Source organism: Staphylococcus sp. FSL K6-0223, assembly GCF_038008285.1.
Genome location: NZ_JBBOYX010000001.1, coordinates 1506057 through 1520942 on the forward strand (window position 1 = coordinate 1506057; position 14886 = coordinate 1520942).

The following is a 14886-nucleotide window of genomic DNA, read 5'->3' on the forward strand; positions in this document are numbered from 1 at the left end:
TATTTATCCTTTTAAATACATGACGTATATATTACATATACATGCCACCATTAACTGATAACGTTTGACCTGTAATATATTTTGCACGATCAGATGCTAAAAATGACACTGCATAGGCAATATCTTTATCTTCTCCAAAACGTGATAATGGAATTTGCTCCAACATTTGTGATTTAAGATCTTCATTTAATGCATTTGTCATATCTGAGACGATAAACCCAGGCGCAACTGCATTAACAGTAATACCACGTGAAGCAAGTTCACGTGCACTTGATTTTGTCAGTCCTTCAATACCTGCTTTTGTCGCAACATAATTAGCTTGTCCAGGATTACCCATAGCCGCTACAATACTAGATAAATTGATAATAGCACCGCTACGTTGACGTAACATTTGTGGCGTAGCTTTTTGAATACAATTAAATGTCCCTTTTAAGTTAGTATTAATAACGTCATCCCATTCTTGCTCTTTCATTCGCATTAATAAATTGTCTTTTGTAATACCTGCGTTGTTTACAAGAACATCTAAAGAGCCAAATTGATTTACAACTTCTTTAATCATAACTTTGACTTGATCACCTTCAGCAACATTTGCTTGTATTGCAAAACTTTCTACGCCTTTTTCTTTAATTTCTTTAACCACTGCTTCTGCTTTTTCTTTATTACCCGCGTAATTAACTGCTACATTGAATCCATCTTCTGCTAATTGCAATGCAATACTACGTCCAATTCCTCTAGAAGCACCAGTTACTAATGCACTTTTAGTCATTTTCATTCCATCCTTTCACATCTTCTAATGTTTGAATCGATGTAATTTTAACATCTCGATTAATTTTTTTAATTAAACCAGATAATACTTTACCAGGTCCAATTTCAATAAAATGATCCACACCTTGGTCTATTAACCATTCTGTCGATTTAATAAATTGTACTGGTGAATAGAGTTGTTTCACCATATTTTGTTTAATCGTTTCTGCTTTTGTTTCTCCATGAGCATTGTAATTTTGAACGATAGGAAATTGAGCATCATTCCAAGTGAATTGATCAATAAATGAAGCGAAATTCTCTTCAATTACTTGCATCATTGAAGAATGGAAGGGGCCTGATACTGCTAAAGGAATCACACGCTTCGCACCTAAAGATTTTCCTTCTTTAGTTAATTTATCAATCAGCGCTTTATGCCCAGATACAACGATTTGACCTGGTGCATTAATATTGGCAGGTTCAATTAATTGATCTCCAAATGAAATTTCTTTACAAATTTCATTTACCTCTTCATAACTTAGCCCTAAAACAGCAGCCATACTTCCTACACCATTTGGAAAAGCTTGAGTCATTAATTCGCCACGCTTACGCACAATTTTCACTGCATCTTCAAATTTTAGTACACCAGCAGCCACTAAACTTGAATATTCACCTAGACTATGCCCCATTGTATAGTCAGCATCTATATGGTTTAGTGCTTTTAGTAATGCAATACTATGTGTTAACAATGCAGGTTGAGTATTCTCAGTTTCTCCTAATTTTTCCTCTTTATCTGTAAACATCGTTTCTAATAAATCAAAATCAACCGTTGTTTGCGCTAATTCTAAAATAGAAGTCGCATCTTTATTAACTTGATATAAATCTTTAGCCATTCCGACTTTTTGTGCACCTTGTCCAGGAAAAACAATTGCAGTTTTACTCATTGTCACTACCTACCGTTTCTCTCATAATTTTTACTATTTGTTCATCACCAGCAATTTTAGCTTGTCGAATTGCAGAATAGAATGCACGTGCATTTGAACTGCCATGTGCTTTTACTACAGTACCATCTAACCCTAAAAGAACAGATCCACCATATTCTGCATAATCTAATTTTTTCGCAAACTTACTGATATCTTTTTTCAATATCGCCGCAGCAAGCTTATTTTTTAAATTAGCTAATAGTGTACCTTTTAACATTTTTCCAATTGATTTAGCAGTACCTTCGATGTTTTTTAGTACCATATTTCCAGTATAACCATCAGTGACAACTACATCTGTGTCACCCTCCATCAATGTTTTAGCCTCAATATTTCCATTAAATCGAATAGTCGCTTCATCTTTTAATAATTGATATGTTTTTTTAGTCAAAGCATTTCCTTTTGCTGGTTCAGTTCCGATATTCAACAATGATATTTTAGGTTGTTGAATACCTCTAATTTTTTGAGCATAAATATTACCTAGCTGTGCATATTGCAATAAGTGTTCAGGTTTTGCATCTGCATTGGCTCCAACATCTAAAAAGACAAATCCTTTACCATCGATAGTAGGTAATGTGACAACAAGTGCTGGTCTAGCTACGCCTTTAATACGTCCGACGATAAATAGCCCTGCTGACATTAAAGCACCTGTATTACCAGCAGATACACAGCCATCTGCCTCACCAGATTTAACCGCTTCTGCCATGCGTACCATTGAACTGTCTTTTTTTCTTTTAATGGCACGTACAGGCTCATCTTCCATCTCAATTTTTTCTGAACAATGTCTAAACTCTATACGCTCATGATTTAATGTATATTGTTTTTCATCACCAAATAAAATAATTTCTAAATCTTTAAAATCATTGATTGCTTTTTCTACAGCTTCTAATACGATTCCTGGTGCATTGTCGCCACCCATCATATCTACAGCAATTTTAACCATGGTTTTCATCCTCACTTATATAAAACATTTTAAATATGCCTGTAAAAACGCGTGTATCTTTTACAAAAGATTCCACTTTTATATCATAATGTCGATTTGTTCTATTGATTACGGTTGCTTCTGCTCTAACATTATCATGCAACTTTACTTTTTCAATAAATTTCAAATTACTTTCTTGAGTTAACACAGTAGAGTTATGTATTAGGGCTACACATAATGAATTAGCTTGAGCAAATAAAATATGCCCCCGTGCAATACGTGTTTTTTGAAACACATACTCTTCTGTAATTTCTATAATAGATTGGGCAGAATAATTAGGTTTAACTTGAATAAGATCCCCAATCACTTCATTAGCTTCCAATCCTTTGATATATTCATAATTTTGTTTAGCTACAGATTTAATACGTTTACGTAATTCAGGAATATTAAGTTGTGTGCGATCCAGACGGATAGTTTGAATACTTACGTTGAATAATTCACACAATTCACTATCCGTAATAAAGGGGTTTTCATTAATCGCCTTCTTAATCTCATGACGACGTTCTGTTTTTTTTAATTTCATACTTTCCTCCCCTTTAAATATTTTAGTACCAAGTCTTAATCATTCCTCACATATCATAACACTTTCTATTTATTATCCTCAACAAATATTACATGTTCATATAATAAATAATTTGAATTAAATATCAGTTTACTGATGTTAATCAAAACTTATGTTAAGTAAATGGTCGTTGATAAATGCTCTTAAACGTTCATATTTCTCAGTAAAGAACTCCCCGGATTGAATGAGTTCTGCAGCCTCATCACGAGCTACTTCTAGCATACGATAATCTTCTACTATATTAGCAACCATAAAATCTGGTAACCCGCTTTGTTTAACTCCAAAGAAATCACCAGGGCCTCTCATTTCTAAGTCACGTTCACTTAATTCAAATCCATCTGTAGTTTGTGTCATAATGGTCATTCTTTCTATGCCAGTTTCTGTTTTAGGTGATGCAATTAATACACAATAACTTTGATGTTCACTACGTCCAACACGACCTCTAAGTTGATGTAATGTAGATAATCCAAAGCGATCAGCATCATAAATCATCATGAATGTAGCATTAGGAACATTAACGCCTACTTCAACTACGGTTGTCGACACTAAGATATCAATATCATGATGACTAAAACGTGCCATTACATCATCTTTTTCGTCTGCTGACATTTTCCCATGTAATAAACCTACATGTGTTTTACCATAAAATTCTTGTAGTGACTCAAAAAGTTCAACAACATTTTGTACATCTTCTAGATGTTCAGAACTTTCAATTAGTGGACAAATCACATAGGCTTGGCGTCCTTTTTTTAGTTCGCTTGTCATTTGAGCTAACACTTGGTCATACTGTTCATGTTTCGCCCAATGTGTAATAATTGGCTTTCGACCTTTAGGTAGTTGTTTAATTGAGGACACATCCATTTCTCCAAATACTGAAATGGCTAACGTTCTCGGTATAGGCGTCGCAGTCATAAACAATACGTTGGTCATAGCACCTTTTTCTCTTAGTAATTGACGTTGATTCACACCAAAACGATGCTGTTCATCAGTAATCACTAACCCTACATTTTTAAATTGTACATCATCTTGAATCAATGCATGTGTACCAATTAAACAATCGATCGTTCCATTCTCTAATTGTTCTAGCAATACACGTCTTTTTTTTCCTTTTACCGATCCAGTTAATAAAGCCACATTCATATGGTCACCGAAAAGTTCTGTTAAACTGTTTGCATGTTGTTCAGCCAAAATTTCTGTAGGTACCATCAGTGCAGATTGATAACCAGCAGTTTTGAGTGCATACATACAAATTGCTGCTACAACTGTTTTCCCTGACCCAACATCACCTTGTAATAAACGATGCATGCGTATTGGCGCTTTCAAATCTCTAAATATTTCATTAACGCTCGATTTCTGTGCATCTGTTAATTCAAAAGGTAACGACTGGATAAATGACTTTACTTTATTAATATCATAATTAATTTCAATGGCTTCATCTGAAGCTTTTTCTAAGCGATTTAACCATTGCATACGTAGTTCAAACATAAATAATTCAGTAAAAGCATATGTACGTCTCGCACGCATAAGCGCTTGTTTATCTTTAGGTAGATGTAACGTTTTAATAGTATAATCTAGTAATTCCAATTTGTACTTTTGTCTTAATTCCTCTGTAATCCATTCATGTATAGTGACATCATTAAGAGATTGATGAATCATATCACGCATCTGTTTTTGTTTAATACCTTCTTTAAGTCGATATACCGGTTCTAATCTCACTTCTTCAGTAGAGGTATGAGTGTCATTAAAAAAAATACGATTGCCATTAATTTCTTGTTTAGCACGATTCCATTTACCTTTTATTGTTACTATTTGATTTAACTCAATTTTCTTTTTTAAATACGGTTGATTAAAAAATACACATTTAACTGCGATATTATCAATCATTAAATGGACAGTTAATTTTGATTTATTCCGGCCAAAAAAGGCTACCGTGGGTACAGAATAAATTTCTCCTGCTACTGTCACAGTAGATTGATCTTCAGCTAAGTTTAAATCTACGACAGTATTATCTTCATAACGTGTTGGTAAATATAACACTAAATCTTCTATTGTGTGAATGTTTAATTCATGTAGTAAAGCAATTCTCTTTGGTCCAAGTCCTTTTATAGATTGAAGCGGATATGGACTTTCAATTAAACTAACTTTCGACATTATTTCTCACCTAATATTTTTAATCTTATTTATATTTTATCACGTTTATTATAAATATTTAGTGATACCATCTTACTATAGCTCACTCGACAAATGAATATCACTCGCTTCATTTAAACGTATAAACGTACAACATTCACTTTTAACACTAATATCAATTATCATACTTAACCAATAAAAAGAGATCCTACAATGTTTCAATCTATTTTAATTGATTTTGCATTAGCTCTTCATCTTATTTAAATTTTAGAAGTACGAAATATTTTATATTTCATCAAGGTCCAAATCAAGAACGATTTATACATATATTCCCAGTTATTATTACTGCTGAATTATATGATATTTTTAATCACTCTTTGAGTATTAGATATCTTCTTAATTGTTATATCTTCCTCTATTTTACAGTTCATTACTGATAGCATATCTTTCTATTTTACTATATATTGATTGGTCATTATGTCTTGAAAAATCTATTAAATTAAGCTCTCCATTGTCATATTTTTCAATACTTTTCTTAAATATAAAATGGGGAGTGACAACGACAATTATTTCATCGTTATCACTCCCACTATTAAATCTCACTTTATTCTACAGCAAATAAATATGGATAAATTGGTTGATCACCTTTATGGATTTCTATTTCAACATCTGGATATTCATTTTCTATCCATTCTTCTAATTGAGTTGTCATATCAGATTGTGCATCTTCACCAGTTATCACTGTTAATATTTCACTTTCTTCATTTAACAATGTACTTAATAAGCCAGTAATAGTTTTAAATTCATCTGCATTACTAGTCACAATTTTACTTTCAGCTAATCCCATAAATTCATCTTTTTTAATATCTACACCATCAATCTTAGTATCTCTGACAGCAAATGTAATTGATCCAGATTTAACTGTTTCTAACGCTGTATTCATATGAGACGCATTTTCTTCTAACGTAGATGCAACATCATATTGGAAAAGTGCTGCAATACCTTGAGGAATAGATGTAGTTGGAATGACTACTGTGTCAGCTTTAACAAGTTGTGCTGCTTGATCACTAGACATTCTAATATTTTTGTTATTTGGTAAGATAATTGCACGCTGGCATTCAGACTGTTCAATCACCTTAACAATATCCTCTGTAGAAGGATTCATTGTTTGCCCACCACTAATAATGTGTGTCGCACCCATTGAAGTGAACAACTCAGAGATACCTTCACCCATTGAAATGGCAATTACTGCTGTTTCAACTGTTTTAGGTTGTTGCGAAGCTGTTGCTTGTTGATGACTTTGTTCTTTTCTAATTACTTCACGATGTTGTTCACGCATATTTTCTACTTTTAATTTAATAAGTTCACCATATTGTTGTCCATAATTGAACACTTCACCTGGTGTTTCTGTATGTACATGGACTTTAACTATTTCATCATCATTAATAACTAATAATGAATCACCAAATTCGCTCATATCATTTCTGAATGTTTGTTCATTAAATTCTTTTTTATCTTTTCCAAAGCGTACCATCATTTCAGTACAATAACCGTACTTAATATCTTCTGTATTAATAACCCCATGAAAATCATGTTCTTCATGAACCAAATCTTCTGTGTCTAATTTTTGTTTGTTAGCTTCAACTTTTTCGCCTTTTAGTCCTTTTAAAAAGCCTTCGTAGACACATAATAAACCTTTACCGCCACTATCCACTACGCCTACTTCTTTTAAAACTGCTAATAAATTTGGCGTATTATTTAAAGATTGCTCAGCTTTTTCGATTGTATATTCCATTACTTCGATGCAGTCATCTGTTTCTTCTGCTTTAGTCATAGCTGCACTTGCTGCATCTTTGGCAACAGTCAAAATAGTTCCCTCAACTGGTTTCATGACTGCTTTATAAGCTGTATCTACACCTGCTTGAAAACTACTAGCAAATTGTTGAGCATTAATCTCCTTTTCATCTTCAATATTTTTGCAAAATCCTCTAAATAATTGAGATAAAATAACACCAGAGTTACCACGTGCTCCCATTAAAAGTCCTTTAGAAAAAGTTTTACCTAATTCACCAATACTTTGAGATAAATTATTTTCAACTTCTTCGCGACCTGAGGTAATTGTTAAATTCATATTTGTTCCTGTATCACCATCAGGTACCGGGTATACATTAAGGGAATCAACTAAATCTGCATTATTAGATAAATTGTGTGCCCCTTGTATAATCATATCGGCAAATAATTTACCATTAATTTTGCTAATCATCGTGCTTTGTCCTCCTATACCTTCTTGCCCTTGTTATTAAGTCTTACACCTTGTACAAAAATATTAATAGAATTCACTTTAATATTAAGTGAACTTTCGAGTGTATATTTTACTGATGATTGTACATTGTTAGCTACTTCAGAAATTTTGACACCATAACTTACAATGATGTACATATCTATATCAATCACACCATTATCTTCTTTAACAACAATGCCTTTAGCATAATTCTCATGTCCTAATATTTCAGCAATACCGTCTCTTACTTGTTGTCTAGATGCCATGCCAACAATGCCATAACTTTCTACAGCTTTACTTCCTACAACAGAAGCAATGACCTCATTTGAGATATCAATTTTGCCATAGTCATTTAAGATTTCTAATGTCATCTTCATTATCCTCCTGAATTATGGTTAAAATCATATTTAATAAATGATGTATACATATATGATAAAGATAACTATTTTATAAATAAGCCAATCTACATAAAAATATATTATAATAACTCCACAATAGTTAATTATACCATAGATTTACATTTTCAAAACAATTAACATAAATTACATATGATTTTATTGCTTTAAATATTGATATATGGTATCTTATTTAAGTATATAAGTAGTTAAGTGTATTTATATTTATTAAAGGAGGTACTTTGATGGGTAAACAATGTTACGTAACAGGTCGTAAAGCTACGACTGGTAATAATCGTTCACACGCTTTAAATGCGAACAAACGCAGATTTAACGCTAACCTTCAAAAAGTTAGAATTTTAGTTGACGGTAAACCTAAAAAAGTTTGGGTTTCTGCTCGTGCTTTAAAATCTGGTAAAGTTACTAGAGTTTAATAAATATAATGCACTAAAAATGCCTTCATATGTGGTGAAGGCATTTTTTTATTACTCTAAATCTCTACTTCTCATTTGCAGTACTTGACCTTTTTCAACTTCGATAATTGCCATTGATCGATTGACTTCATTAGAAATTGTCAGTGTAGAGCCTATTTCTAAGTGCTGATGATTTAAATTATATTTAAACCCAGATAAAGATAATATCACTTCTCCATTTACTGGAATAAATGAAACATATTGATATTTATCAGATTTATGAAGTTGATGTGTTCCGGTATTAAGTAGCATGATTTCATTTTGCTTATCTATTACTTTAATTATAATTTCTTTTTTTATATAGTCTGACTTGAAAAGAATTTGTAATGTTCCCATAAAATGATCTAATCTTCCACCCGTTGCTCCGTAGATATCTATTTCTGTATATCCCTTTTGAATAGCTTGTTCTACGCCTAATGCTAAATCAGTGTCATCTTTTTCAGCTTTAACTGGATGAATATTTAATGTTTTTTTTAAAATTTCTCTTTCTTCATCATTGACGGAGTCAAAATCGCCCACTGAAAAAACAGGTACAATACTGTGTTCAGAAAGAATTAAAGTCCCACGATCTATTCCACCCCAAGGTTCAGTTGATAATTTTGAAAAAATATGAGGTGGTAAATGACGATCTCCACATAGTAAATTAATTTTCATTATCTCAACCTCTCAATATTTTAGTCACTGTTTTATAATCATCATGGTTAAAAAAGTATGAACCTGTAACAAAAAGGTTAGCCCCATGTTTTGCACAAATATCTATCGTTTTATCATTTATACCGCCATCGACTTCAATATTAAAATTTAAATTAAAAGATGACTTCAAATCATTTAATAACTTAATTTTTGAAGCACACATGTCGATAAATGTTTGTCCACCGAAACCAGGATTAACCGTCATTACTAAAACATAATCCACCATGGAAAGAACAGGTACGACCCTATCTACAGGGGTGCCAGGATTAATTACTACACCTGCTTTTTTATCTAGACTTTTGATAAGTTGAATAGCACGATGAATATGAGGGGTTGATTCAATATGGACTGAAATCATGTCTGCACCATGTTTTGCAAATGTCTCAATATAGTTTTCAGGATTCTCAATCATGAGGTGTACATCAATTGGTAATTGTGTAGTTGATCTTACTGCATCTAATATGGGTAATCCAATTGATATATTAGGTACAAATTGACCATCCATAACATCAAAATGTAGACCGTCAACGCCCGCTTCTTCTAATAATTGTATTTCATGTTTTAAATTCAAAAAATCGACTGATAATAAAGAAGGAAAAATGTGTCTCATTAATATCTAACCTTTCTATTCGAAATTTCATTAACTAATTGTAAATAGTGTTCATAACGAAATTGTGCTAAATTATTGTTTTCTAATTGATGTTTAACATTGCATTTAGGTTCTTTAATATGATTACAATTTCTAAATTTACAATCATTTCCAAAAGTATTAATTTCTTTAAAGTAATACTTTACATCATCTTTTTCAATATGATCAAAATCAAGTGCACTAAAACCAGGTGTATCTGCTATAAAACCATTTTCTCTTTCAAATAGCTCTACATGTCTTGTCGTATGTTTGCCTCGATTAAGTGATTTAGAGATATCATTGGTTTCAAGATTTAGTTCTGGTTTAAACGTATTTATAAATGTTGATTTTCCAACACCAGATTGTCCACTTAGCACAATTAGACCATTGGGCCAAGTATTCACAATATCAACTTTATCAGTTTTTTTACCTACAAATTGAACAGAATATCCTATTTCCTTATATGTATTTAGTATTGTTTCGATATGATTGATTTGCGTTTCACTAGCAATATCTTTTTTAGTGACTAATATACTAGGAGATAAGTTGTAAGAATGTGCAATCACTAAAAATCTGTCTAACAATTGTGTTGAAAATTTAGGTTCAACCGCACTCATTACAATAATCAGACCATCAATATTACTTACTGGAGGACGCTTTAATGCATTGTGGCGTTCATGCACGTGGTGAATATAACCTTCATCTTCATTTTGAATGTCAAAGTCAACGATATCTCCTACTACAGGAGAAAATTTTTTCTTTCTAAAAAGACCACGAGGTTTAGTATTATATTTTTTTCCACCTACATCTACTTGATATACTCCACTAATTAGTTTAACAATACGTCCTGTTTCCAAATTAACACCTCAAATTAAGTATTTATGTTTACGTTATTATAGCAAACATAGAATTAATAATATATATATTCTATACCCTCATCATAAAGATAAGGATAGAAAGACATTGAAATCACTTAAAAAATTAACTTTACATAATAAAATTATAGTTGTTAAAAAGACAATTTCTATATTATTTCAATAGAAATTGTCTTTTAAAATTAACATCATTTATATGATAAAATACACGTTAATGTATAAACAGTAAACGATGAATAACTTATCATTACTATCTTACTCTTATTCTGATATTTGAAATTTATTCGTAGTCAATATCTTTATCTGCAATAACATTGTCATCTACTTCAATCGTATATCCAGCAGAATCACCTTGTTCAATTTTTAATGGAATAGTAATGATTTTATCCTTGTGAATATTGTATGTTTGACTTACCTGTGTACCACTATTATTTTTATCTCTAATATAAATCTTTACCTTTTGGCTTTCTCCATCATTTCCAGTATACGGAATATGATAAGTTTCCGTATAATTTTTTACGCTTGTCGTATGATTATCTTTCTTATCATCAGAAGAATCCGAGTCCTCTTTTGAATCTTTTTTTTTATCTTTCCCCTTAGAAACCATAAGTTCTACTGTACTTCCTTCATTTACTTCAATCTGTTTTGGAGATTGTGAAATAATGATATCCTTATCTTTAGTATCACTATTAGTCGTCTTAACTTGTACTTTTAGACCCCTCGACTCTAATTCTTTTTTAGCATTTTGATAGTTTTTATTTTCATAGTCTTTGACGTAAACTTTTTTTACACCTAACGATTCAGTCAGTACAATATGATGATCGTTAATTTTCACCGATTCATTAGGGTTAATATTTTGCTTGAAAATATATCCTTTTGGCATTTGACTATTATATTCTTGATTAATTGTCACATGATTTAATTTATGATCTTTAAGTTTTTTTATAGCATCTTCTTTTTTAATCCCTATCACATTAGGCATATTTATCTTTTCTGAACCTTTTGATAATACAACATCTACTTTTTCTTGTTGGTTAACACGTTCTCCTGCTTTAGGATTGGAGTTAATAATTTTATTTTCGGGATAGTCATCATTATATTCTCTAGATATATGTCCTATTTCTAAATGCGAAGCTTTTAATACTTTTTCTGCTTCTTTTTCAGTTTTACCCGTTAAATCAGGCATTTCTGCATATTTATCACCAAGCATGCCCCAAGCGATAAACCCAATCAAGCTTAATAATAAAAGCGCTAGAATAAAAATAATAGCGACCTTTTTCTTTTTAGAACGTTTTTTACGTTTAGGTGTGTACACATTATTTTCACTTGCTTGAAATTTATGATGATTGATAATAGGAATTTGCATCGTTTGCGCTATATCTTTTTTATGATTTTCTTCATCAAGTTTGTTTTTTATTTCTTTTTTATCAATGGGTACTGTTTGGGTGGTATCACTTATACGCGTATGCTTTTCTTCATTTAATCTGCTTGTAACAAGCACACTACTCAAATCATTATACATTTCTTCTATCGTTTGATAACGATCTTTAGGGTTTTTTTCAGTCGCCTTAAGTACCACATTACTTAAAGATTGTGGAATATTTGGATGTTTTTCAGTAATATTAGGAACTGTTTCTTGAATATGTTTAATAGCAATACTTACAGCTGTCTCTCCCCTAAAAGGAGGTTCACCAACTAACATTTCATACAATACTATACCAATTGAATAGATATCGGTTGTTTCATTCGTTTTATCTCCTTTAGCTTGTTCAGGAGATAAATATTGAACCGTTCCAAGCACATGATTTGTTTGAGTCATTGATGTCTCACTTAACGCTTTTGCGATGCCGAAATCAAAAATTTTTAAAATTTTATCTTTATTAATTAGTACATTTTGAGGTTTAATATCTCTATGTATAATACGTTGCTCATGTGCTTGTTTTACCCCATTTAAAATTTGCTTAATAAAATCAATAGCTGTTTCTATATTCAATGGACCATGGCTATGTATATACTCAGATAGTGTCGGTCCATCAATATATTCCATAATAAGATAGAAATTATCATCATCTTCTTCAACATCATATACTTCCACAATATTTTCATGAACAATTTGTGTAGCACTATTTACCTCTCTGTAGAAACGTTTCATAGTTTCATCTTTTTCGTTTTGTGAAATAGAAATTGCTTTAATAGCCACTTTACGTTCAAGTATAGTGTCTTCAGCAAGATAAACAATACTCATTCCTCCGCCACCAAGTTTATCTAAGAGTTGATAGCGATCATTAATTAGCTTGCCATTCATACATTATTACCCTCAATTTCAGCTAATAGTACACTCACATTATCTTTAGATTGATGATCTAAGGCAGCTTGTATTAGTGCTTCTCCAAGTTCATTTAATGATGTAGACTGATTCATTAACGTTTCTATTTCATGATTTCTTACATAATCTGACAGTCCATCAGAATTAAGTAATAAATAATTATAGTAACTGATGCGCTTTGTAAAAATATCAGGACTTACTCGGCGATCAGTACCCATTACTTTAGTGATTATATTACGTTGAGGATGATTAAACGCTTCTTCTTCAGTAATTTGTCCGGTCATAAGCAAATGATTAACAAATGAATGATCATATGTAATCTGTTCAATTTCTCTTGAATTAATCACGTATGCTCTAGAATCACCAATATTTGCTACTACAATTTTATTATCAAATATGAGGGCACATACACACGTTGTGCCCATACCACGATATTCTTCATTCGTTGTAGCATATTCAAATAATTCGAGATTAATATCTTTTAATGTTTTACTTAACCATGATTCAGCTTGGTCTAATTCAATAAAGTTTTCTGTTTCAAAATAGTCTCGTAATTGATTAGTAACAAATTGACTTGCAACTTCACCTGCTTTATGACCACCCATTCCATCACACAACACTAACAATTGTTGATGTGTTTGGTTATAAAATATACCTCCCGCGTCTTCGTTCTTTTCTCGATGTTGTCCAGTATCTGTGAAAAACTGTGCGTTAAGCATGATGATTACCTCGTTTCTACTTGTCGTTCCTTAGCTCTTAATTGTCCACATGCTGCATCTATATCTGAGCCTTGTTCTCTTCTAATTGTTGCATTGATGCCTAAACGTTTCAATTCTTTTTCAAATTTAAAAATATCATCTTTTGGTGTTTTAACATAATTACGTTCAGGAACATGATTGACTGGTATAAGATTTACATGACAGTTTAAATCTTTAATTAAATGTGCTAAATCTCTTGCATGTTCAAGTTGATCATTTACGCCTCCAAATAATCCATATTCAAATGTAATTCGACGATTCGTTTTTTCTTGATAATATTTGATTGCTTCCATTAATTTTTCAACATTATACGCTCTATTAATTGGCATTAATTTTGAACGAATTTCATCTTTAGCAGCATGTAAACTTACTGCAAAATTAATTTGAATTTGTTCATCAGCAAAGTCATAAATACGTGGGATAATTCCTGACGTTGATACTGTAATATGTCGCGCCCCAATGTTTAAACTATTATCATCATTGACTATTTTTAAAAAGTCCATCATTTCATCATAATTTTCGAAGGGTTCACCAATTCCCATAATAACAATTTGTGATACACGTTCATTAGTAGCATCAAGTGCTTTTTGAACTGTGAGTACTTGAGATACAATCTCGCCAGCCTCTAAGTTACGCTTTAAACCACCTAAAGTTGAAGCACAAAATGTACAACCAATTCGACAGCCTACTTGAGTCGTTACACATACAGAATTACCGTAATCGTGTCTCATTAATACCGTTTCAATGGTATAACCATCTTGTAATTCAAATAAAAACTTAATTGTTCCATCTTTACTTTCTTGTTTAACTACGGTAGTTAACGTTGTCATAACAAAGTTATCTTTTAACAATTGTCTTAAGTCTTTAGATAAATTAGTCATCTCATCAATAGTGTCTACACGCTTTTGATATAACCATTCAAAAATTTGTTTAGCTCTAAATTTTTGTTGTCCGTGCTCAATTAACCAATTTTGCATTTCATCATATCTTAACGAATATATTGATTGTTTTTCAAAATTTGGTAAGAATTTATTTTTTTTCTTTTTTTCAGCAGTTATCATC

Annotated in this window: 14 protein-coding genes; 1 reads left to right on the top strand and 13 read right to left on the bottom strand. The window is 31.6% G+C overall.

The genetic code is table 11. The annotated features are described in order from the left end of the window. Window positions 1–31: 31 nt before the first annotated feature. The 7 genes from fabG to MHI13_RS07420 all read right to left on the bottom strand — a co-directional run bounded on the left by fabG (window position 32) and on the right by MHI13_RS07420 (window position 8047). Window positions 32–766 carry a 3-oxoacyl-[acyl-carrier-protein] reductase gene (gene fabG / locus MHI13_RS07390; protein WP_017174582.1) on the bottom strand — a complete coding sequence of 245 codons (735 nt, stop codon included), beginning with the start codon at window positions 764–766 and terminating at the stop codon, window positions 32–34. Then, on the bottom strand, window positions 759–1685 hold the full coding sequence (gene fabD / locus MHI13_RS07395; protein ID WP_017174581.1) for an ACP S-malonyltransferase: 927 nt from the start codon (window positions 1683–1685) through the stop codon (window positions 759–761). The genes fabG and fabD overlap by 8 nt, the downstream gene beginning before the upstream one ends. Further along, complete coding sequence (gene plsX / locus MHI13_RS07400; protein WP_017174580.1) at window positions 1678–2664, bottom strand: phosphate acyltransferase PlsX; 987 nt, start codon at window positions 2662–2664, stop codon at window positions 1678–1680. Before plsX ends, fabD begins: the two co-directional genes overlap by 8 nt. Further along, window positions 2657–3226, bottom strand: a complete 570-nt coding sequence (fapR, locus tag MHI13_RS07405; RefSeq protein ID WP_017174579.1) for a transcription factor FapR — start codon at window positions 3224–3226, stop codon at window positions 2657–2659. Before fapR ends, plsX begins: the two co-directional genes overlap by 8 nt. A gap of 138 nt (window positions 3227–3364) precedes the next feature. After that, complete coding sequence (gene recG, locus MHI13_RS07410; protein ID WP_019835645.1) at window positions 3365–5416, bottom strand: ATP-dependent DNA helicase RecG; 2052 nt, start codon at window positions 5414–5416, stop codon at window positions 3365–3367. A 583-nt stretch (window positions 5417–5999) separates the two neighbouring features. Further along, entirely contained in the window at window positions 6000–7658 is a 1659-nt protein-coding gene (gene fakA, locus MHI13_RS07415; RefSeq protein WP_017174577.1) for a fatty acid kinase catalytic subunit FakA, read from the bottom strand. Between the two features lie 14 nt (window positions 7659–7672). Next, window positions 7673–8047, bottom strand: coding sequence for an Asp23/Gls24 family envelope stress response protein (locus tag MHI13_RS07420; RefSeq protein WP_002448841.1), 375 nt, complete (start codon window positions 8045–8047; stop codon window positions 7673–7675). A gap of 269 nt (window positions 8048–8316) precedes the next feature. Between MHI13_RS07420 and rpmB the strand changes: the two genes are divergently transcribed. Beyond that, a complete protein-coding gene (rpmB, locus tag MHI13_RS07425; protein WP_002448748.1) occupies window positions 8317–8505 on the top strand; it encodes a 50S ribosomal protein L28 in 189 nt (62 codons plus the stop codon). 51 nt (window positions 8506–8556) lie between these two features. Here the strand turns inward: rpmB and MHI13_RS07430 are convergent, their stop codons facing one another. The 6 genes from MHI13_RS07430 to rlmN all read right to left on the bottom strand — a co-directional run bounded on the left by MHI13_RS07430 (window position 8557) and on the right by rlmN (window position 14885). Further along, window positions 8557–9198 (bottom strand): thiamine diphosphokinase, encoded by a 642-nt coding sequence (locus tag MHI13_RS07430; protein ID WP_017174576.1) that lies wholly within the window; start codon window positions 9196–9198, stop codon window positions 8557–8559. A 4-nt stretch (window positions 9199–9202) separates the two neighbouring features. Then, window positions 9203–9847, bottom strand: a complete 645-nt coding sequence (gene rpe / locus MHI13_RS07435; RefSeq protein ID WP_017174575.1) for a ribulose-phosphate 3-epimerase — start codon at window positions 9845–9847, stop codon at window positions 9203–9205. Next, window positions 9847–10722, bottom strand: coding sequence for a ribosome small subunit-dependent GTPase A (gene rsgA / locus MHI13_RS07440; protein ID WP_017174574.1), 876 nt, complete (start codon window positions 10720–10722; stop codon window positions 9847–9849). Before rsgA ends, rpe begins: the two co-directional genes overlap by 1 nt. A gap of 298 nt (window positions 10723–11020) precedes the next feature. Further along, the gene (gene pknB, locus MHI13_RS07445) at window positions 11021–13045 is read right to left on the bottom strand and encodes a Stk1 family PASTA domain-containing Ser/Thr kinase (protein WP_070654016.1); all 2025 of its coding nucleotides are present in this window, start codon (window positions 13043–13045) and stop codon (window positions 11021–11023) included. After that, window positions 13042–13785, bottom strand: a complete 744-nt coding sequence (locus tag MHI13_RS07450; protein ID WP_017174572.1) for a Stp1/IreP family PP2C-type Ser/Thr phosphatase — start codon at window positions 13783–13785, stop codon at window positions 13042–13044. The genes pknB and MHI13_RS07450 overlap by 4 nt, the downstream gene beginning before the upstream one ends. A 5-nt stretch (window positions 13786–13790) precedes the next feature. Continuing rightward, on the bottom strand, window positions 13791–14885 hold the full coding sequence (rlmN, locus tag MHI13_RS07455) for a 23S rRNA (adenine(2503)-C(2))-methyltransferase RlmN (RefSeq protein ID WP_017174571.1): 1095 nt from the start codon (window positions 14883–14885) through the stop codon (window positions 13791–13793). Window position 14886 lies beyond the last annotated feature (1 nt).